Annotated in this window: 18 protein-coding genes; 12 read left to right on the top strand and 6 right to left on the bottom strand. The window is 68.0% G+C overall.

From position 1 onward, the window contains the following. Positions 1-227 (top strand): hypothetical protein (locus C1706_RS14385; RefSeq protein WP_206661114.1); only part of this gene is annotated, 227 nt, incomplete at its 5' end. A gap of 718 nt (positions 228-945) precedes the next feature. Here C1706_RS14385 and C1706_RS11860 read toward each other — a convergent pair. After that, on the bottom strand, positions 946-1,833 hold the full coding sequence (locus C1706_RS11860) for a fructose bisphosphate aldolase (protein WP_129459461.1): 888 nt from the start codon (positions 1,831-1,833) through the stop codon (positions 946-948). Positions 1,834-3,323: 1,490 nt separating this feature from the next. Between C1706_RS11860 and C1706_RS11865 the strand changes: the two genes are divergently transcribed. After that, positions 3,324-3,701 (top strand): hypothetical protein, encoded by a 378-nt coding sequence (locus C1706_RS11865; protein WP_129459462.1) that lies wholly within the window; start codon positions 3,324-3,326, stop codon positions 3,699-3,701. Positions 3,702-4,164: 463 nt separating this feature from the next. Here C1706_RS11865 and C1706_RS11870 read toward each other — a convergent pair whose 3' ends face one another. The 3 genes from C1706_RS11870 to C1706_RS11875 all read right to left on the bottom strand — a co-directional run bounded on the left by C1706_RS11870 (position 4,165) and on the right by C1706_RS11875 (position 6,945). Further along, complete coding sequence (locus C1706_RS11870) at positions 4,165-5,061, bottom strand: calcium:cation antiporter (RefSeq protein WP_206661115.1); 897 nt, start codon at positions 5,059-5,061, stop codon at positions 4,165-4,167. Continuing rightward, on the bottom strand, positions 5,052-5,309 hold the full coding sequence (locus C1706_RS14390) for a hypothetical protein (protein WP_206661116.1): 258 nt from the start codon (positions 5,307-5,309) through the stop codon (positions 5,052-5,054). Before C1706_RS14390 ends, C1706_RS11870 begins: the two co-directional genes overlap by 10 nt. A gap of 238 nt (positions 5,310-5,547) precedes the next feature. Next, entirely contained in the window at positions 5,548-6,945 is a 1,398-nt protein-coding gene (locus C1706_RS11875; RefSeq protein WP_129459463.1) for an amidase, read from the bottom strand. A 252-nt stretch (positions 6,946-7,197) separates the two neighbouring features. Between C1706_RS11875 and C1706_RS11880 the strand changes: the two genes are divergently transcribed. The 8 genes from C1706_RS11880 to C1706_RS11910 all read left to right on the top strand — a co-directional run bounded on the left by C1706_RS11880 (position 7,198) and on the right by C1706_RS11910 (position 17,450). Beyond that, entirely contained in the window at positions 7,198-8,883 is a 1,686-nt protein-coding gene (locus tag C1706_RS11880; RefSeq protein WP_129459464.1) for an FAD-dependent oxidoreductase, read from the top strand. A gap of 46 nt (positions 8,884-8,929) precedes the next feature. Further along, on the top strand, positions 8,930-9,205 hold the full coding sequence (locus C1706_RS11885; RefSeq protein ID WP_129459465.1) for a metal-sensitive transcriptional regulator: 276 nt from the start codon (positions 8,930-8,932) through the stop codon (positions 9,203-9,205). A gap of 44 nt (positions 9,206-9,249) precedes the next feature. Further along, positions 9,250-9,411, top strand: a complete 162-nt coding sequence (locus C1706_RS14055; protein WP_164987542.1) for a DUF8730 family Cys-rich protein — start codon at positions 9,250-9,252, stop codon at positions 9,409-9,411. A gap of 58 nt (positions 9,412-9,469) precedes the next feature. Continuing rightward, positions 9,470-11,497 (top strand): heavy metal translocating P-type ATPase, encoded by a 2,028-nt coding sequence (locus tag C1706_RS11890; protein WP_206661117.1) that lies wholly within the window; start codon positions 9,470-9,472, stop codon positions 11,495-11,497. Positions 11,498-11,669: 172 nt separating this feature from the next. Continuing rightward, positions 11,670-12,698, top strand: a complete 1,029-nt coding sequence (locus C1706_RS11895; RefSeq protein WP_129459467.1) for a TerC/Alx family metal homeostasis membrane protein — start codon at positions 11,670-11,672, stop codon at positions 12,696-12,698. 178 nt (positions 12,699-12,876) lie between these two features. Next, positions 12,877-15,051, top strand: a complete 2,175-nt coding sequence (locus C1706_RS11900; protein ID WP_129459468.1) for a transglycosylase domain-containing protein — start codon at positions 12,877-12,879, stop codon at positions 15,049-15,051. 12 nt (positions 15,052-15,063) lie between these two features. Continuing rightward, positions 15,064-16,374, top strand: a complete 1,311-nt coding sequence (locus C1706_RS11905) for a glycosyltransferase family 87 protein (RefSeq protein WP_129459469.1) — start codon at positions 15,064-15,066, stop codon at positions 16,372-16,374. Further along, positions 16,362-17,450 carry a mannosyltransferase family protein gene (locus C1706_RS11910; RefSeq protein WP_129459470.1) on the top strand — a complete coding sequence of 363 codons (1,089 nt, stop codon included), beginning with the start codon at positions 16,362-16,364 and terminating at the stop codon, positions 17,448-17,450. The genes C1706_RS11905 and C1706_RS11910 overlap by 13 nt, the downstream gene beginning before the upstream one ends. A 12-nt stretch (positions 17,451-17,462) precedes the next feature. Here C1706_RS11910 and C1706_RS11915 read toward each other — a convergent pair whose 3' ends face one another. Continuing rightward, positions 17,463-18,569 (bottom strand): DUF3048 domain-containing protein, encoded by a 1,107-nt coding sequence (locus C1706_RS11915; RefSeq protein WP_129459471.1) that lies wholly within the window; start codon positions 18,567-18,569, stop codon positions 17,463-17,465. Positions 18,570-18,692: 123 nt separating this feature from the next. Then, positions 18,693-19,325: a TetR/AcrR family transcriptional regulator gene (locus C1706_RS11920; protein ID WP_129459472.1), complete on the bottom strand. Its 633-nt coding sequence runs from the start codon at positions 19,323-19,325 to the stop codon at positions 18,693-18,695. Between the two features lie 113 nt (positions 19,326-19,438). Here C1706_RS11920 and C1706_RS11925 point away from each other — a divergent pair, with 113 nt between their 5' ends. Together C1706_RS11925 and C1706_RS11930 are read left to right on the top strand one after the other, a co-directional pair. Beyond that, a complete protein-coding gene (locus tag C1706_RS11925; protein ID WP_129459473.1) occupies positions 19,439-22,087 on the top strand; it encodes an MMPL family transporter in 2,649 nt (882 codons plus the stop codon). Further along, the gene (locus C1706_RS11930; protein WP_129459474.1) at positions 22,084-24,678 is read left to right on the top strand and encodes a YhgE/Pip domain-containing protein; all 2,595 of its coding nucleotides are present in this window, start codon (positions 22,084-22,086) and stop codon (positions 24,676-24,678) included. The genes C1706_RS11925 and C1706_RS11930 overlap by 4 nt, the downstream gene beginning before the upstream one ends. The last annotated feature ends 36 nt before the right edge of the window (positions 24,679-24,714 follow it).

Below are 24,714 nucleotides of genomic sequence, written 5' to 3' on the forward strand. Positions count from 1 at the left end.
CGGACGACCTGCTCCGGGGTGTGACGCTTCCTGCTGTTCGTCATGATCTGACCAGTCTCCCTGCCCGCGACCGCGGGCAACAGGACGACTCTCATAACGACTGGACCTACGAAACGGGGTCAGCCCAGGGCGAGCCACTCAGCGACGGCTCTACTTCGCGCGCGACGCGCAAAGCGCGGGCTCTACGCCTGGTTGATTCCGAGTTCATGCCGGTGGAGCAATGCTGAGGGTGGGCCTGGTCGTGCCTGCTTCCACGCCACCTACCTCCAAGATCGGTAGCGGAGGAACGGTCCTCGCCCGCGAGCCCCAGCCCCGTCAAGAGTTGAACCTGACGCCGGTGCGACGTAAGCCGTCCTTCTTCGATCCGGACTGCTGGGACGGGGCTCGGGAGAAGTTGGAGTGTCGGATCATTCCCGACGAGACGAGTGGGGAACCCGCTGGCGAACCGTCACAGCCAGCACAAGCCCATCGTCCGACGAAGGAGCAGGCTGAGACGCTGGTGCGGTCGTTGGTGGCGCGGCTGGACATCCCGGTTCCCACCCCTTCTGTGGGGCCTGACCCGAGTGTGAACGAGTGGAACATGGCAGTGGTCGGGTACCCGCTATGGCTGTGGACGGACACACCAGCGTCGATGGACTCGACGGTCACGGGATACGGGGTCACGATCACCATGCACGCCCGGCGGGGCGCCACGACCTGCGGGTCGGGGAACTCCAGGCGCTCGTGGTTCGTTGAACAGGACGGATTAAGCCGGGGTCGTCAGACCCACCGTCGAGGGCTGGGCAGGCCCAGTCAACGCCTCGCCTCGTGGGGGTTTACTCCACCTCGTCCCGAGACTCTGAGGGCAACGCTTGGCTGGTGCGGACGCCAGTACCGATGCCAACCCGGCGCCGGTCGTCTTGGTTCGCTCAGGGCGTGTGGTCGCTTTGCCCCAAGGGGCGAGCCTTAGGTCAACGACGCCCGATAGATGGCTTCGATGGACGTGTTCAGTGTGCGATCGAACTCGTCGTCGCCCTGGTCAGCGGACAGGCCCTCCAGTAGGGCGCGGCTAAAGCTTGCGATCAGTCCAGGGTTCTGAGCCAGCAGCAGGTTGGCCTCGTCACGGTCGTAACCCCCTGATAGGGCTACCACGCGGGCCACATTTGGGTGAGCGATCAGGTCTGCATAGAAACCTGGCACGGTCGGCAGGGTCAACTTCAGCGCCACCTTCTGCTCGCCGAGGTGGTCCAGGTGGGGAACGATCGCGTGGACGAGGCGCCGTTCTGCGTCCTGCTTGTCCTCAGCTTCGATGCTGACCTCCGGCTCGATGATCGGCATCAGCCCGGCGTCCAGGACGCGGTGGGCGAGATCGAACTGCTGCTCGACCACGTCATCAATACCCTCCCGGTTCGCGCCATGAATCACGGAACGCTCCTTCGTCCCGAACGCGCCGCGCTCGACGGCGTGCGCGAGGAGGGCGTCCAGGTCGGGGATGTCGCGCATGAGTTGGACGTCCGCGTGCCGGTCGGACAGGCCCTTGTCGATCTTCAGGAACGGGACGATGTGCTTGACGGACCACAGGTAGTCGGCTGCCCCGCGTCCGTCGATCTCACGATCGAGGGTTCCCTCGAACAGGATCGCACCCAAGATGCGGTCGCTCGTGAACACGGGAGAAGTGATGATGCGCGTGCGGGCGGTGTGGATGATGTCGAACATCTCCGCCTCGCTGGAGTACTGGGAGTCGGCGACGCCATAGGCGCGCAACGCCTTTGGGGTGCTGCCGCCACTTTGATCGAGGGCCGCAATGAACCCGGGATCCTTCTCGAAACGCGCGAACTGTTCATGGTTACGCATGGTGATTCCTTCTTCCGATGGACACCGATTCGTTGAGAATCACTCCCAATGGTACTCCGGCATGTACCTCGGGGCAGAGGCTGGCCAGCGAAAGTGCTTGCGCTAGGCGCGTCAGCAGAAGGTGGTGTTGGCGTCAATCGGGACGCCCCAGGCGTCGGAGGGCTGGACGACCGCATCCAGGAGGGAGTCGCTGAGACGTCGCAGGGCGTCCTCCGCTGTTGCGGCGGCAGGGTAGCGAGCGCCCCCACCCCCAGTTCGGCGAGTGTGTCGGGGTGTGGTGGCGCCATTTCTGCACAGAAGTAGGTGCCATTTACTCGGTTGTGGATAACCCCCCGCGAGGTGCCCTCTCCGTCGGATCCTGTGCCAGACTGATGACACCCCCCTGGAGGTGTTGCCCCCATGCCGTTGAATCGCGCCCGTGCTGCAGCCTTGATGCTCGGCCTGTCCTTTGTCGCCGGTTGCTCCCCGGTCGTTGCGCCCACTCCGACTCCTTCGCCGACGTACCAGTGTGTTCCTGAGGCTGGCGGCGATCCGTTGCCCTGTGGGCCGATCGAGTTTGAAGCCTCCCAACGGCGCGATGCACTGTACGCGGAGGCGGAGGCGGTCTATCGGCGATTATGGGCAGAAATGGCGCGGGTTGATTCGGACCCAGCACCCCACATGACTACGGAACTTGAGGCAGTAACGGCGGGCCCCTACAGGGAGACCTTGGAGCAACTCCTGGTCGCGATGCGTGGCAATCAGAGGCTCAGTGGAGACTCTTCGTTGGTGTGGGTGAGGCGGCTCATTGGACTGGAGCGCTCTGGCTCGGTGGTCGCACTTAATGTCTGCACCGATGACAGGCAGGCGCTTTTCGCCAATCCCGCTGGCGGTGAACCGCTGCAAGGGAGGGCGGTCGATCGACGTGTCTACCTCGCCCGTGCCGATGGAGTTGGGCCGCTTCGGATCGTTGACTCGGAGTTCGCGAGGGTGGAGTCATGCTGAGGGTGGTTCTGACCGTTCTGCTTGTTTTTCCCCTTTTCTTGTCGACCGCTGCTCAAGCGGTGGCGGCAGGTGGTGATGCGGACGCGCCACCACCAAGGAGCTATGCGACCGGGGAATCGAATGCGTCGACCGCTGAGGTGGGCGCGGGCGTGTCGCAGACGTCGGTGCCTCGTCCTGAGGTCAAGTCCACTGGGGGTAATCCCGGAGCCAAGATCAATTCTGGGCAGAATGATCTCCGTGTGGCCAAAGAAGATGGTGTGACCGCCACGCCCACTCGGAGGTTGTCGATCTTCATCCCGGAGTGTTGGAAGGGAATGGTCGAGAGGAATGAGTGCAAGGCAGCTCCCGATGAGGGGCCCAGTGCCGCCCCCACGGCCCCTACGGCCTCAGCGGCTGCACCGACGCGGGCGGAAGTGGAGACGTTGGTGCGCTCCCTCGTGGCTCGTTTGGAGGTTCCGGTTCCCACGCCGTCGGTCGGCCCGGACCCGAGTGCGAATGAATGGAACATGGCGGTGGTTGGGTATCCGCTGTGGCTGTGGACTGACACCCCGGCTTCGATGAACTCCTCGGTGAGCGGGTACGGCATCACCATCAGAATGAATGCTCGTCGGGTCTCGACGACGTTCGATATGGGCGACGGGAACAGGGTTACGTGCGCACGGATGACCGCCTACCCGGCGTCGGTGAAGCCCGGCACGCCCTCGACCACCTGTGGGTACGCGTACTCGTGGCCGTCGCTACCGAACGGCACCTACACCGTCACGGCGACGAGCCGGTGGGAGGTGGACTGGTCGGCGGTGGGTTTCTCTGGGACGTTGCCTCTGATTGCGTCCGCGTCGCGTGAGTTGCCTGTCGGGGAACTCCACGCCGTCGTCGTTCGCTGACGCGTCTTCGGGAGGGTTGGCGTGAAGCGCATCCAGGTCGGAGTCGTCATGCTCAGCCTGGCACTCATCACCGGTTGTCGTTCCACCGCTGCTCCGTCGCCGACCTACCTGTGTTCCGGAAGTCGGCGGCGATGCTGTGCCGTGTGACGCGACCGAGTTTGAGACGGCTCAGTGACTGGACGCACTGTACGCGGAGACGGAGGGTTTCTCTCGGAGCTTCTGGGCTGAAATGGCGCGGATCGATGTGGATACCGCGCCTGAGGTGACTCCGAAGCTGGGGGCGGCTACCCGGAAGGCCTCCCAGCTCGAACCTGGCCGCGGGGTCGGGCCCGAGGCGCCTGCTGGTCCGGGAGCGTCCACCCCACGGTTCGAACTCCCGGTGAACGTCCCGACGCTGGCTGATGTCGTGGGCCGCGCTCAAATCGTGCGCCCGCGTTCGACATCCACGCTACGAGGCCGAGGCTCAGGCGGGGGCGAACGCGGCGAGCCCGTACAGCGCGAACACAACCAGGTGGGTGGCGCCGTGCAATGCGGTGACGCGGGGACCGCTGAACGTGGTGAGACTCAGCAGCAGACTGACCGCCAGCAAAGCGAGGTTCGCAGGGGATTCGGCGAGCACGACACTCTGCCTGGTGAGCAGCCCGATCACGAGGACGGCCGGCAGCGTCAGCCCGACGCAGGACACCAAAGCTCCGTGAGCGAGGTTGCTGACGCGCTGGGTTTCGCCTGCCCACGCCGCGCGGATCGTTGTGATTGCCTCGGGCAGGAACACGATCAGGGCGATCAGGACGCCGGACACAGCGGCCGGGGCGCCGAGGCGTCCCAGGCCATCGTCGAGCAGGCCCGCCATGTCGTGCGACACCACGACGATCGGGACGACGGTTGCCAACAGCACCCCGACCCGGGCCGCGATCTCGGGGCCGTGCTCGCGCAGCATTCCTCTCGGGGATGGCGCGGCGTGTCGGGAGGGCGGCTGGGGGGCTGGATCGGGTTGACGCGATGAGGCATCTCGGTCCTCGCGGAAGTCGTCTGCTTGTGCACCGGTTTGGCGGAACAAGAAGAACACGTAAAGCGCAACGGTAAGCGCCACCACGATGATGGCCTGGCTTGGGGTGTAGGTGCCGTCGATGCCGAGGGTGGCGGGCAGTGCGAAAGCGGCGGCCAGCAGTACCACCAGCAGCGACAGGTACGCCGACACCCCGGCCCGGTTCGGACGCAGGACGTTGTGGCGAAGCCCGCCGATCAGCAGCGCCAGCCCGGTCACCAAGGAGAGCCCGATCATGGTGGCGGCCATCACGGAGTTGCGGGCGATGGTGGCATGGTCGCCTGGGCCGAGCATCACCGCCGAGATCAACACCACCTCGATGACGACGATGGACAGCGTGTCAGCACCAGCGTCCCGTACGGGTCGCCGAGCCGATGCGCGAGGTGTTCGGCCTGGGTGACGACGCCGAACGCGCAGACGATCACGACGGCCACGATCCCGGCCAGCACCGCGAACAGGACGGGCGTGGAAAGCGTCCCGGCGAAGGCGTCGTGCCCCACCGACAGTGCGGCCACGGCCGCCCAGCCGAGCGCGAGCCGAGCCACAGCGGGTGCGGTGAGCACCGTGCGCATCGTGGAAGAAGGAGGAGGAACAGCCGGCATGGGGAGAACCTGATTCTGCGGGGTCGTCCCTGCCCTGGCATGCCACGCCGGGTCGTCCCGGCGCTCTCGATGGGTGCGATCCTACCTGCCCGCTCGTGCTCGAGTGAACGTCCAGGACCCGCGGCGCATGGAAGCGTCGGCCATAGACCCGCTCGCCAAGGGGCGAGGAAGTCGTGGTTGAGGAGCGAGCCGTGGCGCCTCAGGAGATCGGTGGCCGCCGGTCGGCCCACGGGCGGGTGCGCTCCAGCTGTGCCGAAACCCGGATCAGGTCCGGTTCGGCGTTCGGGCCGCCCACCAGTTGCACGCTCAGCGGGAGGCCGTCGCGCGAGAACCCGGACGGGATCGCCGCGGCCGGATTGCCGAGCACGTTCCAGATCGCGGTGAAGCCGGACTCCTTCGTGGAGCGTTGGGACGCAGCGAGAGCGCCGAGGCCGTCCAACTGCCCGATCGCCACGGCGGGGGACGCAGTGGTCGGCATCAGGATCAGATCGAACTGGGAGAAGAACGCATCGGCGAAGCGGCGTCCGAGCGCGATGCTGTGCTGCTCTGCCCACGCGACCCTGCCGCGCAGCGGTGCCGTGAGCCGCAACAGCGTGCGCGTCCGGTGTTCGAGGAGTTCCGGGTGATCGGCGCGCGCAGCCTCGTCCGCGACACCCGCCGCCACCTGGACGGTGAAGGGCAGCGCAATGGTCGGGAAGGGCGGATCCGTTTCGGTGACGACGTGGCCCAGGGCGCGTAACGCGTCTGCCGTCGCGTGGAGGGCGGTCAACGTTTCATCGTCGGCGTTCAGCCCGCGGACGCCGCCGCGGTGCGTGACGGCGATCCGCAACGGGCGCACGTCGGAGTGGTAGGCCTGCGTCAACGTCTGCGGCAGCGGGTCGGCAACCCAGGCGTCCGTGGGCAGGCTTCCAGCAAGGACGTCATAGATGAGCGCGCTGTCCTCAACGGTGCGGGTCAGCGGGCCGATCACTCCCAGGGACCGCCACAAATGTGTCGCAGGGGACGCCGACGTGCGCCCGCGCTGACACTTCAGCCCGAACAACCCACACCAGGACGACGGCAGCCGGATCGACCCGCCACCGTCGCCGCCGATCCCCGCGGCGACCATCCCGGACGCGACCGCTGCCGCCGTACCGCCGCTGGATCCGGCGGTCGAACGCAGGGGATTCCACGGGTTGCGGGTGTAGCCGTTCGCGCTGGTCTCGGTGTAAGGCCAGATGCCGAACTCGGGCATCCGCGTCGTGCCGATGATGACCGCGCCCGCCCCCCTCAGGCGTCGCACGATCTCGCCGTCACGCGCGGCCGGTGTGGTGAAGGCAGCCCCACCGTAGGCGGTTGGCAACCCGGCGACGTCGTTTTCGTTCTTGATCGCGATCGGGACGCCGTGCAGCGGGCCACGCTCCGAGGCGGGGGTCGCGTCCCGGTCGGCTGCCTCAGCCAACGCCGCCTCGTCGAGGACGTCGACGAAAGCGTTGAGGCGCGGATCCAGCCGGTGGATGCGGTCGAGCGCGTGCGCGGTGAGTTCCGCGCTGGAGACGGTGCCAGCGGCGACCAGTCGTGCCTGGTCTGCCGCGCTGGTGAAATCGAGTTCGGTCACCTTGTCAGAGTGACGTACCCATGTGACAGACGGATGTCGGCGTCCAGGCGGTGCGAGGCACTCCACATGTGTGACGCTTCAAACATCTGGATGTGCGTGGACACACCCGGGAGCCGTCGGAGAAGCTGAAGCAGAAGGGGAGTAGTTCCGTTCGAGCCGTCCGCCCTCTCGGGTGCCACGGGGGAGTGACTGCCCGGCCCCCGTCGGGCACGAACGCTGGCGTTAGTATACCCCCAGGGGTATAGTCGACGCATGGAGTCACCAAAGATCGTGATTGTGGGCGGCGTGGCGGGCGGCATGAGCTGCGCGGCACGCGCGCGACGCCTCGACGAAGCCGCCGAGATCGTCGTCCTCGAACGCGGCGAGCACGTCTCATTCGCCAACTGCGGGCTGCCCTACTACGTCGGCGGCGAGATCACCGACCCCGGCGCGCTGCTCGTCCAGACGCCCACCTCCCTACGCGCCGCCCTCAACCTCGACGTCCGCACCCGCCACGACGTCACCGGCCTGGACGCTGACCGCAAGGTCGTCACCGTCCGCACCCCCGACGGGGAGGTCGAACTCGCCTACGACGCCCTCGTGCTGGCGCCCGGGGCGCGCGCCGTCGTCCCGCCGATCCCCGGCATCGACTCCCCGCGCGTCCGGACGCTGCGCACCGTTGACGACGCCCTCGCTCTGCGCGACGGCGTCGAGGGTGGGGCCCGCGACGCCGTCGTCCTGGGGGCCGGGTTCATCGGGCTGGAGGCCGCCGAGGCGCTCGCCCACCAGGGCCTCAACGTGACCATCGTCGAACTGGCTCCGCACGTACTGCCGCCGCTGGAATCCGAACTGGCCACCCTGGTCACCGCGGAATTGGCTGCGCTCGGCATCGACGTGCGGGCAGGAGTCGCCGCCACCGCCATCGAGCCAGAAGGGGGACGCGACGCCGTCGTCCTGGCCGACGGCAGCCGGGTCCCGGCCGACCTCATCGTCTTGTCCGTCGGCGTGCGGCCCGACACGGCCGTCTTCGAGGCCGCCGGGGTGCGCACCGAGCGCGGCGCGATACTCATCGACGACCACGGGCGCACCTCGCTCCCCAGCGTGTGGGCCGTCGGCGACGCGACCGCCAGCGTGGACGCGGTGACGGGCGCCGTCCGCCCCGTCGCGCTGGCGGGGCCGGCGAACCGTGCCGGACGCCTCGTCGCCGACGCGATCCTGCGCCCCGACAGCGCCCGCCCGCTGCCATCCCCCCTCGGCACGGCCATCGTCCGCGCGGGCTCGCTCACCGCCGCACTCACCGGAGCGAACCGGGCCGGTCTGGACGCCGCCGGGATCGACTACGTCACCCTTCACCTGCACCCCAACCAGCACGCCGGTTACTTCCCGGGCGCGGCGCAGATGCATCTCGTCGTGCACATCAGCCCCACCGATGGGCGCCTCCTCGGTGCGCAAGCCGTCGGCACCGACGGGGTCGATAAGCGCATCGACGTGCTAGCCACCGCGATGCGGGCCCACCTGTTCGTGACCGACCTGATCGACCTGGATCTGTCCTACTCGCCGCCCTACGGTCAGGCGAAGGACGCGGTCAACCTGGTCGGCATGGTGGGGGAGAACGTCCTCAACCAGACGCTTCGCCTGTGGTACGCCGACGACCTGGACGCGGTGCGGGCCGAGGCGCTCCTGCTTGATGTGCGCGGCCCGGCAGAAGTCGCCACTGGGGCCCTCCCTGGAGCGCTGGCCATCCCCCACACGCTGCTGCGTGAACGACTGGACGAGGTGCGTGCGGCTGCTGCGGGCCGTCCCGTTCGCGTCCTGTGCGCGTCCGGCGTCCGTTCCGCCATCGCCCACCGCATCCTGGTGCAGGCAGGCTTCGACTCGGCTTCGCTCTCGGGTGGGATGCTGACGCTGCGCGCCCACCTGGGGGAACGCGCCGCCGACGTGATCGTCGTGGCAGCCTGAAGCCGCCGACCTGTTGCTCGCTCGTCACCCACCGAAAGGCACGCCGATGGCCACGAACGATCCCGAGAACGCCCGCCGCATCCTCAACCGGCTGCGCCGCGCCCGCGGCCAGTTGGACGCCGTCATCACCGCCGTCGAGCAGCACAAACCCTGCCGCGACGTGGTGACCCAGCTCGCCGCCGTGAGCAGCGCACTGGATCGGGCGGGGTTTGCGATCATCGCTACCGCGATGAAGGACTGCGTCGCTGACCCTGACTCCGCCCTCGCCGAGGACGGCATCACGACCGAGGAGCTCGAAAAGCTCTTCTTGACGCTGGCCTAAGGGCCCGCGTCCGCATCAACCGATCGACCTCAAAGGAGAATCACATGTGCCGAGCTGTCACCTGCAAGAAGTGCGGCAAGACGACCTGGGCTGGCTGCGGCCAGCACATCGAGGAGGCCCTGCGCGGCGTTCCCGCTAGCCAGCGGTGCGCTGGCCACGATGACGAGCCGTCGACGGGGTTCATGTCGAAGATCTTCGGGCGCTGATCCGGGCGCGTGTCAGGGCCTCCTTGCCCTGACACCCCTGTGGGCTAGGGTGGCGCGTATGGGAAGCATGGAGCCGGGCTCAGGTATGAACCACATGGCCCACCATGCCGCCCTGTTCCGGCGGCTGTTCTGGATCATGCTCGCGCTCGCCGTCCCGACCGTGCTGCTGGACCCGATGTTCGCCCACCTGCTGGGCTACTCGCTCCCGGCGATCGCCTGGCTCAGTTGGGCGGCGCCCGCGCTGGGAACCGTCCTGTACGTGTGGGGAGGGCGTCCGTTCCTGACGGGGGCCGTCACCGAAATGGGCTCCCGTAAACCCGGGATGATGACGTTGGTCGCCCTGGCGATCACGACGGCGTTCCTGGCCTCGTGGGCGGCGCGTCTGGGAATCATCGCCGAGAGCCTCAGCTTCTGGTGGGAACTGGCCTTGCTGGTCGTCATCATGCTGCTGGGCCACTGGCTGGAGATGCGCTCCCTCGCTCAGACGACCTCTGCGCTGGATTCGCTGGCCGCACTGCTGCCCGACGAGGCCGAACGCGTCGTGGGGGACCGGATCGTCACGGTCACTCCGGCCGACCTTCACCCTGGAGACGTGGTCGTCGTGCGCCCCGGTGGGGCCGTCCCCGCCGACGGCGATGTGATCGACGGTACGGCAGCGTTCGACGAGTCGATGGTGACCGGCGAGTCCGTTCCGGCGTCCAGGACCGTCGGAGATCATGTCGTGGCAGGGACGATCGCCACCGACTCCGGCGTCCGAGTGCGCATCACGGCCGTGGGTGAGGACACCGCCCTGGCCGGGATCCGCAGATTGGTGGCCGACGCGCAGGCGTCCTCGTCCAGGACGCAACGGCTGGCCGACCGGGCCGCAGGATGGCTGTTTTGGTACGCCCTGGGCGCAGCGGTCATCACCCTCAGCGTGTGGCTAGCGCTCGGGCAGCCGGGCGGCGCCCTGGAACGGGCCATCACCGTCTTGGTGATCGCCTGCCCCCACGCGCTCGGCTTGGCGATCCCCCTCGTCGTGTCCTTGTCCACCGAGAAGGCAGCCCGCGCAGGGATCCTCATCAAAGACCGACTCGCCCTCGAAGCCATGCGTACCGTCGACGTCGTCCTGTTCGACAAGACCGGAACCCTCACCCAGGGACGCCCCACCGTGACGGCCATCGACCCGGCCGAGGGGATCGCCCCCACCGACGTCCTGGCCTGGGCGGCCGCCGCCGAGGCCGACAGCGAGCACCCGCTCGCTCGCGCCATCGTGGCCGCCGCAGCCCAGTCGGGAGTGACGGTTCCTGCGGCCTCGGGCTTCACCTCTTCCCCGGCGGCCGGAGTGTCCGCGCAGGTGGAGGGCGTGACCGTGCGCGTCGGCGGTCCGCGCCTCCTGAGCGACCAAGGAGTCCCCGCGCGCGCCATCGCGCACGAGTGGTCGGCGCAAGGTTCGATCGTCCTGCACGTCCTGCGGGGGCATGAGGTGGTCGGGGCGCTGCGCCTGGCCGACGCGATTCGTCCCGAGTCCCGTGAGGCCGTCGCGGCCCTGCACCGCCTGGGCGTTGAGGTGGGAATGGTCACCGGCGACGCCCAGGCGGTGGCTGATGCGGTCGCCGCCGACCTGGGCATTGACCACGTCTTCGCGGGAGTCAAGCCCGGCGACAAGGCAGGACGTGTCGCAGCCCTCCACGAGCACGGGCGACGTGTGGCGATGGTGGGCGACGGCGTCAATGACGCACCGGCGCTTGCCCAGGCCGACGTCGGCCTCGCGATTGGGGCGGGCACCGAGGTCGCCATCAGTTCGGCAGGGGTGATCCTGGCCGCCGACGATCCGCGCGCGGTGGTGTCGGTGATCCGCCTATCGCAGGCGAGTTACCGCATCATGCGACAGAACCTCTGGTGGGCGGCCGGATACAACCTGATCACCGTTCCGCTCGCGGCAGGCGTCCTCGCCCCGATCGGCTTCGTGCTCCCCATGAGCGTGGGGGCACTCCTGATGTCGGCATCCACGGTCGTGGTCGCGCTCAACGCTCAGCGACTACGCCGCCTCGTTCTCGACCCCGGGGCGGTCACCGCTGCGGTGCTTCGATCACACCTCGGGTAGTTGTTCGGTCAACGAGGTTGCGGGGAGAGATGCGCGCTGGGTAATCTCGACGTCGAGGGGAGTACTCCACAAGTCTCCGTCGGTCATTCCAAACGATTCCTATCGTTCCCGGCGAGAGCACCCGCAAGCGGGTGGAGGAGACCTCCGACCTTTCACGATCTGAGGAGCCCCCGTGCATCCGACCTTTTTGCCGCTCGAAGCCGGGCTGGACACCATCGGCACCCCCGCCCTGTGGGCGTGGACCATCGGCGGCGTCATCGCCTTGTTCGTCCTCGACTTCCTCATCACCCGGCGCCCCCACGAGGTCTCCATGAAGGAGGCCATCGGCTGGTCGATCGTCTACATCGCCCTTCCGGTCCTCTTCGGGGTGTACCTGCTGGCCCAGTTCGGCGGTCAGATCGGGCTTGAGTACTACACCGGCTATCTGGTGGAGAAGTCGCTCTCGGTCGACAACCTGTTCGTGTTCATGCTGATCCTGTCCGGCTTCGCCGTACCCAAGGAACTCCAGCAACGCGTGTTGCTGATCGGTGTGGCGGGCGCCCTGGTGCTGCGCGCGATCTTTATCGCGGTCGGCGCCACGCTGATCGCGCAGTTCGCCATCACCTTCTTGTTCTTCGGGCTGATCCTGCTGGCGACCGCCGTCAAGGTGTGGCGGGACGCCCAAGGCGAGAGCCATGACACCGACGTGTCCGAGTTGAAGATCGTCAAGGTCATTCGCCGGTTCTGGCCGGTCACCGACGACTATCAGGGCACCAAGATGGTTGTCCGTGAGGCCGGACGCCGCGCCCTGACCCCGCTGGCCGTCGTCACCATCGCGATCCTTGGCACCGACATCATGTTCGCCATCGACTCGGTGCCCGCCGTCTACGGCATCACCGGTGACCCCTACCTGGTGTTCGTGACCAACGCTTTCGCCCTGCTCGGCTTGCGCGCCCTCTACTTCGTCCTGCAAGGGGTGCTGGCGAAACTGGTCCACCTCAGCTACGGCCTGGCGATCATCTTGGCCTTCATCGGCGTCAAGCTGGTTCTGCACTGGGCGCACGGGGTTTGGGCATGGGTGCCGACCGTCCCGACGCTGGCTTCGCTCGGGGTCATCGTGGGCATCTTGGCCCTCGTGACGATCACCAGTTTGATCGCCAATCGACGGGCGGAGCAGGCGGCTGATCAGGCCGACCGGAGCCCCGATTCTGCAGGCGTCTAACCGGCGTCGGAGTGTCGCGCTTGACGTGGGTGCGAGCGCGGCCACTTCGCCCCGTGTGGCCTTGCACCTATTCTTGGGGGTATGCGGTCGGGTCGCGGCCGCATGATCGCGTCCGCTCCTGGGTGCGATTTCCCTAGCCCAGCACCCTTGTCTGGGCGCCGACTCGTCGAGGACCAGCATGACTGATAGCAGCCAGGGGACACCCCCGAGCGCGTCGCGTTCCACCGGGCGCAAGCCCAGGACGCCGGGCCGCGTCGTGCTGTCCATCCTCAAGTGGATCGTCATCGTCGGCGTTGCTCTGGCCGTGATCGGCGCCGGTGTCTTCGGCGTCCTCTACGCCCGCCAGGGCATCCCGAACCCCAACACCGACTTCCAGACCAACCTGACCAGCGTGTACTACGCCGATGGTCAGGAGCAGATGAGCACGTTCGCCGTGCAGAATCGCGTCTCGATCCCGCTGTCGGAGATGCCGCAGACCGTGAAGCAGTCGGTGGTTGCCGGGGAGAACGAAACGTTTTGGGAAGACCCGGGCATTTCGATCGCTGGTCTGATGCGCGCCGCCGCGTCCCTCGTGGGCCCGAAGGATGCCGTCGGCGGGTCGACGATCACCCAGCAGTACGTCAAGGTCATGTACCTGACGCAGGAGAAGACGTTCACCCGGAAGCTCACCGAGATCCTCGTGGCACTCAAGATCGGCCAGGAACTCTCCAAGGAAGACATCCTGGAGCGCTACCTCAACGCCGTCTACTTCGGCCGGGGCGCGTACGGCATCCAGGCCGCCTCGCAGGCGTACTTCGGAGTGGACGCCAAAGACCTGAACCTGGCCCAGTCGGTTGCCCTGACTGCCATCATCAACTCGCCCAATAACCTCGATCCGGGGCGCGGCGAGGCCCAGCGGCGCGACCTGCTGGAGCGCTACCAGTACGTCCTGAACCAGATGGTGAAGCTGAAGTACATCACCGATGATCAGCGCGCCCAGATCTACACCGCGCTGCCCGACTTCCCCGCCCTGGATTCGGCGGAGTCACGGTGGGGTGGGCACAAGGGCCACCTCCTGAAGATGGTCCAAGACGAATTGAAGGGTGCGGGCTTCGACGACGCCCAGATCCAAGGTGGCGGTCTGCGCATCACGACGACCATCGACAAGACCATGCAGGACGCCGCTGTCTCCGCCGCACAGGACCAGGCGAACCGCATCGCCAAGGCGCAGAACCAGGATCCGAACTACTACCACCCGGCGATCGCTTCGATCGATACGGGCACCGGCGCGATCCTGGCGATGTACGGCGGCCCGAATTACACCGCTGACTACACCAACTACGCCACCACCCCTCGTGCGGCTGGGTCGACGTTCAAGCCCTGGGCCCTCGTGGCCGGGCTGCGGGACGGGGCCTCCCTCACGGACCGGTTCAACGGCAACACGTTCACGCTGAAGGGCGAGCCCAAACCCATCACCAACGGTGGCCACAACTACGGCCCCGTGACGTTGGAGAAGGCCACCACTAGCTCCATCAACACCGCTTACGTGGACCTCGTCACCCAGATGAAGGACGGCCCGCAGAAGGTCATCCAGGCGGCGCTCGACGCTGGTTTGACCAACAACAAGTGGCAGGCGACGGCGAACATCCCGCTCGGTAGCGCCGAGGTGTCTCCCTTGGAGGCGGCGCGCGGCTTTGCCACCTTGGCGAACGAGGGGCGGCGGACGACGCCCCACATCATCGCCCAGGTCACCGACATGAAGGGCCAGGTGGTGTACAGCCCGACGATCAATCCCGAGCAGACCGTCGAGAACGATGTGTCCATCAATGCCGTCAATGCCCTCCTGGGTGTGACGCAGGACGGTACCGGTCAGGCCGCCGTGGCTGGCTTGAAGTACGAAGTGGCAGGCAAGACGGGTACCAACTTCTCCAACGGGGAGACCCTGGCCACCTGGTTCGTGGGCGCTACCCGGCAAATCTCGACCGCGTTCGTGCTGACCGCTGGTCCTGAGGCTCGCAGCAACCTGGGCCGCAACACCTATGGCTCGACCTATTCGGCCGTCGGGTGGAACGCCTACATGAAGGTCGCCATGGCCGGTAAGGACAAGATCGACTTCCCGGCCCCGGTCAAGCAGACGCGCAAGGGGAGCTTCACTGCGCCGCCTGCGCCGAGCCCGACCGCCACCGTGCCGACCGCAGCGCCGATGTCCGGGGCGCAGCCGACGACCCCCACGACCAAGCCGGAACCGGCGGACCCGGTCGATCCGGAGGATCCGACCGAGCCAACGGATGCCCCCACGTCGGCCCGACCCACGACGCGTCCGACCCACACGCCCCCCGGCAAGCCCACCACGACGCCCACGGCTCGCCCGTAGCGTCCCTGGGGCATGACCGCTTCCCCCGTCTCCTCGGTGCTGGGTGCGTGGCGGGGCCGCCGTGCGGTCCCCTCCGCCGCTCCGCGGCTGCCCCCTGCCGTTGTCGCGCTCGGCCTGGCGACGGTGACGTGGTCGATCCTCATGGCGCGGCAAGCGCCGTGCCTGGCCAACCCCGGACTGCAGTATTCGGCCGGCTGCTACTCCGACATCACCGCCTTGTGGGGGTGGCGGGGGATCGAACAGGCCCAGATCCCCTACCTCCAAGCCGACTTGGAGTACCCGGTCCTGACCGGCCTGTTCATCTATGTGACGCGCATCATCTCCGGGGTTTTCCCCGGGGATCGGATGCTCGCCTTCTTCGGCGTGAGCGCGGTGGCACTGTTCCTGTGCTTCCTGGGGCTCGTCATCGTCCATGTCGGGATGCCCCGCAGCGAGATCGGCCCAGTCCGCGACCGTGGCTGGGTGGGGTGGGCGTCGCTTGATCGAGCGGCACCAGAATCCCGCGACCTCCGCTGGGCGGCGCTGTTCCTGGCCGCCAGCCCTCTGGTCGCCTTGGCGGGCCTCATCAACTGGGATCTCCTGCCCATGGTGCTCACGTCGGCAGCCATCTGGGCGTGGGGGCGGCGGCGCCCCGGCTGGGCCGGTGTGTTCCTCGGGCTCGGAACGGCCGCGAAGCTGTACCCGGCTCTCCTCCTGGCCCCCCTGGCGTTCCTGTGCCTCCGCGAACGCCGCTGGCGCGACGGAGCGCTGGCCGCAGCGGGGGCCGCGGGGAGTTGGCTGCTGGTCAACCTGCCCATCATGGTGGCCACGCCGCAGGGCTGGGCTCACTTTTGGACGTTCAACGCGGATCGTGGCGCCGACCTGGGCTCCATCTGGCTAGTGCTGGACGGCCTCGGGTGGACCGTTCCGCACCTGTCGCTGGTGATGGCCTCCCTCCTCGTGCTCGCGACGGTCGCTCTCGCGATCGCCTACCTGCGCGCACCCGTCACACCGACCCTCGCCCAAGGGGCCTTCCTGATCGTGGTGGCCTTCTGCCTGGTCAACAAGGTTTACAGCCCGCAATACATGCTCTGGTTGCTGCCCCTGGCGGTGCTCGCCCGCCCCAAGGTCGTGGATTGGGTGGTGTTCTCTGCGGGGGAACTCATCTACTGGGGTGCGGTGTGGTCCTACCTGGCGGGGAACTTGTACGCCGGTGACGGCGAGCCGCGCGGCTATTGGGTCGCCATCATCGTCAGGATGGGAACCCAGATCTGGTTCGTGACCCGCGTGGTGCGCGACATCGTGACCGCGAAGGCGGTGGAGGGGCGCCGGTGGCTCGCGTAAAGCGGTTGGAGGACGACAACCTCCGCATCGTCCAAATCTGGTTGGTGAGCCGTTTGATGCTCGCCGTGATCGCGGTCAGCATCGCCATCATCAACACCCGCTCGCTGGAGTCGGTGGTGGCCCAATGGGACGTGGCACATTTCGTGGCCATCTCGGCGCAGGGCTACGCCGACCCCAAGGAAATGGCGTTCTTCCCCGGCTGGCCTCTCATCCTTCACGCCCTCGGCCTCACGGGCATCCCCAAGGTGCTCGGCGGAACCATCGTCGCGCTCGTGTGCTCCCTGGTGGCGGCCTTCGCACTCAAGCGGATCGCCGGGCCGTGGGGCGCCATCGCCTGGCTGCTCGCCCCCACTGCCGTGTTCACCGCAGTGCCGTACACCGAATCCCCCTTCTGCGCCGCAGCGTTTTGGGCGTGGGAGCGAGCGACCAAGGACAAGTGGGGGCAGGCCGCCGTGCTGGCCGCACTCGCCTCCACCTTGCGGGTGTCGGGCCTTTTCCTCATCGGGGCGCTCGTGATCTTGGCACTCACCCAGAAACGAGGACGCGGGCAGAGCCTCGCCGGACGACTCTCCTGGCTGGTGCTCCCCGCCGCCGTGATCGTCGTCTACGTGACCTACCTTTACGGGCTCACCGGATCCTGGACGGCGTGGTTCTCCGCCCAAGAGGCAGGCTGGCAGCGCGGTTTCCATTGGCCCTGGGAGGCGCTGGTCAACCACTGGAACACCCTATGGACGCCGAACCTCGACCACCCCGAGTGGCCGTGGGTGTTCCGAGCGGAGCTGATCTCGTGGATCGTGGGTCTCGTGGTCACGGTGGTGGCGCTCGCGAAACGTCGGGTTGCTGAGGCGTCCTGGGTGGGCGTCCAGGTCTTGGCCTTTTCCCTTTCCTACTGGCTGATGAGCGTGAACCGTGCGGTGCTGCTGTGGTTCCCGCTGTGGCGGCTCATCGACGACGTGGTCTCCTCGCGTCCCCGCACCCGCGGCTGGATGGTGGTCGGCGGGATCATCGCGGCCGCTGCGCTGGTCATCCAGGGCGTGTGGGCGTGGCTGTACTTCACTGGCCGCTGGGCCAGCTGACGCCGCCCTCGCTCAGGACAACTGCACGTCCGCGTCCAGGGCTGGGAGTTCGACGAACGTGCGGCCCGGCGCCATGGCCAGAGGCCGCCCGTCGGCCAACGTGAACGCGAACGGGGACTCCACCGAGCCCTTGGCCCACGTCCCCTGGACGCTGCTCCCGCCGTGCGCATAGAAGAACGTGCCCGAACCGTCGATGATGTCGTGGATCGGGTCCGGTGCCCCGCCCCCGGGCGCCAGCTTCGCGGTGCGCTGCCCGGCCCTGATCACCACGACGTTGTCCGTCGTGACCCGTTGCCCATCGGCGAGAACGTGCGGACCCCACGGCATGCTGCGCAGGTACACCCCGGCCGACGCGTCGTAGTCGTACCCCATGGTGTAGGCGCCTCCCGCCTTCCAGGGGACGCGGATGCGTGTGGTGGGCGTCCCGGTGAGCGTCGAGACGTCGGCGTCGGTCACCGCGAAGGGGAAGTAGGGCTGCGTCGGGCCCGCGGTGAAGGGCTCCCGGGCCAGCCCGGCGAGCACGCGCGGATGGCTGACGACGGCCCGGTCGTAGTAGGTGGTCCCGTTGAGTTTGCGGACGCGTGACCGATCGATCGAGTAGGCGCCCTGCTTGGCGGCCGCCTGATTGGTCAAGGAGACGTCGAGGAAGCCGCTGAACTGGGAGGCATAGTTCGTGACCCATTCGGAGCTTCCCGTGCTCGCCACCACGGCATGCGCGGGGGCGAACAGCGGCACGTCCACGGGCCGCACGGAGCGAACCGGCGCGACGGCGTCCGGGAGGACCGAGTGGAACAAGGGTGCGAGGCGCGTCGCGCTCTCCCCGTTGGCGTCCGCATAGCCCTCCAACTGGACAAAGACGATGTCGGCGTCGTTGATGCCGGCTTGGGGGTGCTCGTTGCGGTTGTCGGGCACTTTGACCGCGATCGCGGCGTGCTGCGCGGCCGAGGGATCCCCCAGGGGGCGTCCGGTGAGCGGCCAGCGCGGTCCTGCGGTCGGGGTCGGGGACGAGGAGGCGCTGCTGGGAGGTGCCGCGGGCGTCGTGGGCGCGGGCGCTGCCGTGCAGCCAGCGATGCCGGTCCCGAGGCCACCGAGAAGGAGCAGGAGGGTCCTGCGGCGCATGGGGGAGCCTTTCCGAGATGACCGGGGCAGGCATGGCCCATCCTGCCGCTCGCGCATGAGGGTGGCAGGCGACGCGCCGGGACCACGGCGAGGTGGCCGAGCGTGGGCGCGGCGCAGGCGCTGTTAGGAGGAAGGGGTCAGCGGGTGGATGAGCGCCCGCACGACCTCCATGAGCAACGGGACGCGGACGTCGCCCTCGATGGTGTCCGAGCCGATCAGGGCGCCCAAAGCGCCATAGTCGTAGACGGCATGCAGGACGCTCACGGCGGTGGGACCATTCGTGCCGAGTTCGTAGCCCCACTCGCTGAGTGCTTGCTCCAGCATGTCCGCGACCGCTTGGGCGGTGCGAGCGTGGAACAACCGGTAGGCCTGGGCCATCTTCGGGGAGCGGGCCGCATGCAGGCGGAGTTCTTGCCCGGTCAGGACGCGGCGCGGATCGTCGGTGCGGGAGGCGTAGAACAGTTCGATCGCGGCCAGCAGGAGGGTGTCGAGGTCGGTGCCTGCGGCAATGCGGTCCATGCTCTCGACGGCGGCGTGCAGCGCAGCAACCTCATCGTCGTGGAGTCGTTGCAGAAGGGCGACGCACAGGTCGTCCTTGTCGTCGAAGTTGGAGTAGAACGCGCCGCGGGTGAACTCGGCAGCCTCGCAGATCTCCTCCACCGAGGCCCCCATGACGCCTTTGCTGGCGAACACGTCAATAGCAGCGTCGATGAGCCGCTCGCGTGTGGCGGCCCTACGTGGCGTGACGTGCGTCATGGCTCCCTTGACTTGGCGAGGCGAACCGCGTCCGGCGTTCGATGACGGGTTGGGTCCTTCAAATCCATACAGTACCGTATTGAATACATAGTTGTATCGAGAGGCGGAATCGCGTGTCCACTTGGATCTATCGGCTAGCTCGCGCGTCGTGGCACGCGCGGCGCCGTGTCGCTGCGCTGTGGCTGGCGATCCTGGTCGGACTAGGGGCCGTGGCCGCCACCGTCGGAGGCTCGTTCGACGATCAGTTCCGCATCCCCGGGGCCTCCTCGCAGGTGGCACTGGACCAGTTGCGCATGACCTTCCCGCAGGCGGCCATGGCGTCCTCGACGATGGTCGTGATCGTGCCTGCTGGCCACCACATCACCGACGCCGACGTCAAGGACGCGATCGAGGCGGCGGGGCGTCACATCGACGAGATCCCGTGGGTGGATTCGGTGCAGACGCCGTACAACGAGTACGTGTCCGGCCTCATCAGCGACGACGGCGTCGCGGGCATGATCCGGGTCAACATCAAGGACCTCTCCGTCTCGGAGTTCACCGACGCCCAACGCCAAACCCTCCTGGACGCCGGGGCCGCCTTGCAGGCCGCCATTCCCGGCAGCACCGTCCACGTGGGCGGGGAGGTGTTCTCGGTCGACATGCCGCACCTGAGCGTGGTGGAAGGCATCGGCGTCGTCGTCGCGATCATCGTGTTGATCCTCGTGCTCGGCTCGTTCCGTGCCGCGATCATGCCCATCGTCAACGCGCTCGTCGGCGCGGCGGCGTCCATGCTGGTGATCGTCGCCGCGGCGGGCATCATGCCGATCAACTCGACCACCACGATGCTCGCGCTGATGCTCGCCTTGGCCGTGGGGATCGACTACTCGCTGTTCATCGTCTCCCGGCATCGAGACCAGTTGGCGACAGGGATGGACGCCGAGGAGTCCGCCGCCAGGGCTACCGCTACGGCGGGGTCGGCCGTCGTCTTCGCCGGGCTGACGGTGGTGATCGCGCTGGTCGGGCTCAGCATCGCCGGGATCCCGTTCCTCACGACCATGGGCGTGTTTGCCGCTGTCGCCGTCGCCATCGAGGTGGCGCTCGCGCTGACGCTGCTGCCCGCCATGCTCGGCTTCGCGGGGGCCCGGCTCACGCCCAAGCCGGTCAAGAACCCAGACAAGAAGCGCTTCGACGCGTCCCGCTGGTGGGTCGGCGTCATCACCAAGGTGCCCGCGGTCACGGTCGTCGCCGTCATCGCCTTGCTGGGCGCGCTGTCCATCCCCGCCGCCAACCTCCAGTTGGCGCTCCCCAACTCCGGCCGTAACCCACCCGGTGCCACCGACCGCGTCACCTTCGACGCCATCAGCGAGCACTTCGGGGTGGGCTACAACGGTCCGCTGGTCATCACCGGCAGCATCGTGGAATCCACGGACCCGATGGGCCTGCTCGACAACCTGAAGAAGGAAATCGAGGCGGTGCCCGGGGTCAAGACGGTCGCGATGGCGATCCCGAACCCGAACGTCGACACGGCGATGATCCAGGTCATCCCGACGACGGGGCCGGACGATCCCGCCACCCAGGCGCTGGTCCATCAGCTCCGTGCTCTCGAACCTCACTGGCACGACGAGTACGGCGTCGACCTGTCAGTCACGGGTTTCACCGCCATCGCCATCGATGTCTCGGCCCAGTTGGCTGCGGCCCTGCTCCCCTTCGGGATCTTCGTGGTGGGGCTCTCCCTGGTCTTGTTGGCCGTGGTGTTCCGCTCGATCCTCGTCCCGGTAAAGGCGGCCCTGGGCTACCTGCTCAGTGTCGGTGCCGCCTTCGGCCTCACCACGCTCGTGTTCAACGAAGGCGTGGGCATCCAGTTGGTCAACCTGCACGAGCCGCAGCCGATCATCTCGTTCCTCCCCATCATCTTGATGGGCATCCTGTTCGGCCTGGCCATGGACTACGAGGTGTTCCTGACCTCCCGGATGCGGGAAGAGTTCGTGCACGGCAACCACACCAACCCCACCGAGATGGGCTTTCGCCATTCGGCCAAGGTCGTCGTGGCGGCCGCGGTCATCATGATTTCGGTGTTCGCGTTCTTCATTCCGGAAGGGTCGGGCACCATCAAGCCGATCGCGTTCGGCCTGGCAGTCGGTGTCGCCATCGACGCCTTCCTGGTGCGCATGACGCTCGGCCCCGCCGTCATGAGCCTGCTCCACGGCAAGGCCTGGTGGCTTCCCAGGTGGTTGTCGCGCCGGATGCCCGTCTTGGACGCCGAAGGTGAAGCCATCACACACCAGCTCGCGCTGGCCGAGTGGCCTTACCCGGGCGCAGATCACGCCGTCTACGGTGAGGGGCTGGGTGCCAGCGATGGCGGCGCGGTCCTGTTCGAGGGCATCGATCTGGACGTCCCGCGCGGCGGGCACGTCGAAGTGGACGGTACCCCCGGCGCCCGCCGTGCCCTCCTGCTGGCCCTCACCGGACGCCTGGCGCTGACCTCGGGTGACCTCAAGGTGCTGGGTTGCGTCCTGCCGCAGCAGGCGGGCCTGATCCGACGCGAGGCCACGTTCGTGGACGGCACCGATCCGGACGCCGCGCGTGCGCTCGCGGATCCGGTGGGCTCCCTGGTCGCCGTCGACAACGCCGACCGTCTCGATCCCGATGGCCGGGCCGCTTTGGCCGCCTTGGCGCATCGCGATGACATCACCGTCGTGGCAGGCGTTTCTGCCGCCGACGACACCGATCACACGCCCCCGCTGGGCGTGCACCGTTCCGTCCTCATTGGAGGTGCCGCATGAAGCACACTCGCTCGTGGCTCACAGCCCTGATCCTTCTCCTCGTCCCGCTGCTGGTGGCCGGGGGCCTGGTGTGGGGGACCTCACGCGCCGACGCCGGGCTGAAAGGCGTCCAGGCAGCCATCGTCAACAACGACGAGATGGTGACCGTCAACGGCCAAGTGATGCCGTTGGGGCGTCAGCTCGCCGCCGAACTGGTCGACAGCAAGCGGGACCAGAACTTCACCTGGGTGATGGCCTCGGCAGACAAGGCCGCTGAAGGGTTGAAGTCGGGCCGTTACGCGGCCGTCGTGACGATCCCCAAGGAGTTTTCCGCGGCGGCGTCCTCGTTCAGCAAGCCCGCCGACGAGGCCGTCAAGGCGACGATTCACGTGGAGACCTCCCCTGTGGCAGGCATCTCGGAGACGGCCCTAGGCCAGTCGATCGCTGATGCGGCCTCCAACGCCTTGAACCGATTCTTGACCGGGGAGTACCTGACGAACATCTACCTGGGCTTCAACGACATGGCGGCCCAGATGCTGTCGATGGTCGACGGCACCGCCAAGCTCGCCGACGGCGCCCGCCAGCTGGCCGACGGGGCCGGTCAGTCGGCCGACGGCGCGGGCAAGCTCGCTGACGGCCTCGGTCAGGCTGCGGCGGGTTCGCCGCAGTTGCGTCAGGGCGCGGCCCAGTCCGCTGATGGCGCCAAGAAGCTGGCCGACGGGCTCGGGCAGGCGTCCGCTGGTGGTGCGAAGCTGCGTGACGGCGTCGCCTCCGCCACGTCGGGAGCCGACCAACTCGCCAGCGGGGCGAGCTCGCTCGCTGACGGGACCCGGACGTGGGCGCAAGGCGCCGACCGCTACGCGACCGGTGTCGAGACCTACGCCGATGGCGTGACCCAATACACCCAGGGCGTCAGTCAGTACACCGGGACGGTCTCGGGGCTGGTTCGTCCCATCCGCGACCTGATCGCACAACTTCCCGAATGGGCGGGCTGGGTGTCGCAGATCAAGGAGTCGGTCTCCACCCTCACGCAGGACGCGATCGCTTTCGACGCCCAGGTGCAGAAGACCATCGACCAGATCCGCGCCTATGTGAAGCAGACGTTCGGCATTGCCGATGCCGCGTCCTCGCTGGCCGGGTCCGCTCAGGAGGTCGCATCCTCGGTGAAGCAGGCGCGCACGGCGGCGACGGCGAAGGTCGCCTGCCCGACGGATCTGGCTGACGTTGAGGGTGGGTGTGCCGCGTTCCAGGCGGGTGTGGCTGCGGCCGAGAAGCAGGCCGCCGCGTCCGGCGCTGCGCTGGAGTCGTCTACGGCGACGCTGGCGTCGAATGCGTCCGATGTTGCGGCGCAGGCCACCAGCATGCAGCAGGCGGGCGAGCAGATTCTTCGTCTGCTGGATCAGCTCTCTGCCGCGTCGACGCGGCTGGTTGCGTGGGCGCCGACCGTGCAAGCGAAGCTGACCGAGCTGGAATCGCAGATCCCGGCCGGGACGCCGACCTCGAAGGCCGAGGTGCTGGAGCTCCTGGACAAGTTCCTCGCTGCCAGCACCCAGCTCGATGAGGGCGGTCGTGCGTTGTCGGCGGGCGGGCACCAACTCGCCGGGGGAGCCACCCAGTTGGCCGACGGTGCGCGGGGCCTGGCTCAGGGCACCGACGCGATCGCGGGCGGAGTCACCGGGCTGGCCGGTGGCCTGAACCAGCTCAACACCGGGGTGCAGGCGTACACCGGTGGTGTGGACCAGGCGGCAGCGGGAGCGTCCGCGTTGGCGGGCGGTCTGGGGCAGCTGAGCGGCGGCGTCGATGCCTACACCAACGGTGTGGATCAGGCGGCAGCCGGTGCCGGAAAGCTCGCCGATGGCCTGGGGCAGTTGGCGGGGGGTGCTGACGGTCTCGCGACCGGCACCCGGACGCTCGCCGACGGTGTCGCCGAGGGCGCGGGCAAGATCCCCACCTACAGCGATGCCGATCGGGATCGTCTCGCTGATGTGGTCTCGGCGCCGGTGGACACCAGCGCCGTCGAGTTGCTGGCCCGACCGCACCTGGCCTGGGTGAGCCTGCTGCTGGTTGCCGCGTTGTGGGTGGGCGCGTTGGCTACCTTCGCCGCGTGGGGTCGCGCGGATCGCCGCTCCGCCCTGTCGACGGCCGGCAGCGGGCAGCTGCTGAGTCGCGCGTTCGTGCCGGGCTTGGCGATCATCACCGGCCAGGCGTTGCTGCTGTCACTGATGGGGGCCGTCGCGCTCGGGTTCACAGCGTCCGAAGGTGCGTTGCTCGCGTTGGTGCTGGTGGTCTCCGGAGGAGCGTTCGCCCTGGTGAACTTCGCGTTGGCCCGCCTGGCAGGCAACATCGGCCGGTTGATTTCGCTGGCGTTGGTCATGATCACGATCGTGACGGCGGCCACGTCCACGGCGCCGTCGATCTTCGGTGCCCTGCGCGGCCTGTCGCCGGTCTCCCCGGCCCTGGACGCCGTGCGTGAGGTATCCACCACGGGCAATGTGACGATCCCGTTGTTCATCCTTGTCGGCTGGGCCATCGTCGGGACGGTCGGGGCCGTGGCCGCGGTTGCCCGGACGCGGATGGTCCCGGTGGCGTCCCTCGCTCAGGCTCCGGCCTGAGAGGGGCGCCGGGCACGGGGGTTTGCGGGGAGTCGC

The organism is Propioniciclava flava (assembly GCF_004126535.1).
Classification (GTDB): domain Bacteria; phylum Actinomycetota; class Actinomycetes; order Propionibacteriales; family Propionibacteriaceae; genus Propioniciclava; species Propioniciclava flava.

Bases quoted from the DNA above. Each gene is read 5' to 3' on its own strand.
- C1706_RS11860 (WP_129459461.1), bottom strand. From the start codon at position 1,833: ATGCGTAACCATGAACAGTTCGCGCGTTTCGAGAAGGATCCCGGGTTC.
- C1706_RS11865 (WP_129459462.1), top strand. From the start codon at position 3,324: ATGGCGGTGGTTGGGTATCCGCTGTGGCTGTGGACTGACACCCCGGCT.
- C1706_RS11880 (WP_129459464.1), top strand. From the start codon at position 7,198: ATGGAGTCACCAAAGATCGTGATTGTGGGCGGCGTGGCGGGCGGCATG.
- C1706_RS11885 (WP_129459465.1), top strand. From the start codon at position 8,930: ATGGCCACGAACGATCCCGAGAACGCCCGCCGCATCCTCAACCGGCTG.
- C1706_RS14055 (WP_164987542.1), top strand. From the start codon at position 9,250: ATGTGCCGAGCTGTCACCTGCAAGAAGTGCGGCAAGACGACCTGGGCT.
- C1706_RS11890 (WP_206661117.1), top strand. From the start codon at position 9,470: ATGGGAAGCATGGAGCCGGGCTCAGGTATGAACCACATGGCCCACCAT.
- C1706_RS11900 (WP_129459468.1), top strand. From the start codon at position 12,877: ATGACTGATAGCAGCCAGGGGACACCCCCGAGCGCGTCGCGTTCCACC.
- C1706_RS11905 (WP_129459469.1), top strand. From the start codon at position 15,064: ATGACCGCTTCCCCCGTCTCCTCGGTGCTGGGTGCGTGGCGGGGCCGC.
- C1706_RS11915 (WP_129459471.1), bottom strand. From the start codon at position 18,569: ATGCGCCGCAGGACCCTCCTGCTCCTTCTCGGTGGCCTCGGGACCGGC.
- C1706_RS11920 (WP_129459472.1), bottom strand. From the start codon at position 19,325: ATGACGCACGTCACGCCACGTAGGGCCGCCACACGCGAGCGGCTCATC.
- C1706_RS11930 (WP_129459474.1), top strand. From the start codon at position 22,084: ATGAAGCACACTCGCTCGTGGCTCACAGCCCTGATCCTTCTCCTCGTC.